Source organism: Peptoniphilus sp. oral taxon 836 str. F0141 (genome assembly GCF_000179335.1).
GTDB classification, from domain to species: Bacteria; Bacillota; Clostridia; order Tissierellales; family Peptoniphilaceae; genus Peptoniphilus_A; species Peptoniphilus_A lacrimalis.
In genome coordinates, this window is the sequence record NZ_AEAA01000130.1 from 1 (window position 1) to 720 (window position 720).

Annotated in this window: 2 protein-coding genes; both read right to left on the reverse strand. The window is 27.4% G+C overall.

Features of this window, described 5'->3' with window-relative positions; translation table 11 throughout:
- On the reverse strand, positions 1-428 hold a 428-nt coding region (locus HMPREF9131_RS07270; RefSeq protein WP_009346210.1), incomplete at its 3' end, for a molybdopterin-binding protein.
- A gap of 8 nt (positions 429-436) precedes the next feature.
- Positions 437-720 (reverse strand): CDP-alcohol phosphatidyltransferase family protein (locus HMPREF9131_RS07275; RefSeq protein WP_009346211.1); only part of this gene is annotated, 284 nt, incomplete at its 5' end.

Consider the following 720-nt stretch of genomic DNA (forward strand, 5'->3'; position numbering starts at 1 on the left):
CCATTATAATCATTAACCTCTCCTAGAGCAAGACCCCAATTATTATCAAGTTTTTTAGAACCTTCTATAAGACTTACCTGTTTAATGTTATTATCTGTCATTTTTTTATTAATTTTTTCAAATCTTAACACTAATTTTTCTTTAGCATCTTTATCAATATAAATTTTTTTATTTAAAAATTTAGCCAAGGCTTCCCTTGTTAAGTCATCATTAGTAGGTCCAAGACCACCGCAGAGAAATATCAAATCTGCCTCATTCATAGAAATATTAAGTTCTTTAATTATTGAATTCATATCATCAGCAACAGACACTTGTCTTACAACATCCACTCCTAAATCAATTAATCTTTCAGATAAAAATTTTGCATTAGTATTTAAAATTGAGCCTATAAGTAGTTCAGTTCCTACAGTAATTATTTCAGCTTTCATACACACCTCTAAATATTATTCAAATCTAAAACTTTTTTATTTTTAATAAAGTAATCAATACCAGAAACTATTGTCATAAGCACTGCGAAATAAAACAAAATAATTCCGAATTTATATAATGATTCAATATTAGATAAAAGTAAAATTATAGAAATAAGTTGTGAAACGGTTTTGAATTTTCCTAATTTACTAGCAGCTATTGTTATATTTTCTGATGCTGCTATTATTCTAAGCCCAGAAACGGCAAACTCTCTTGCTTCTATGATAATTACTCCTATAGCAGGAATTGTTC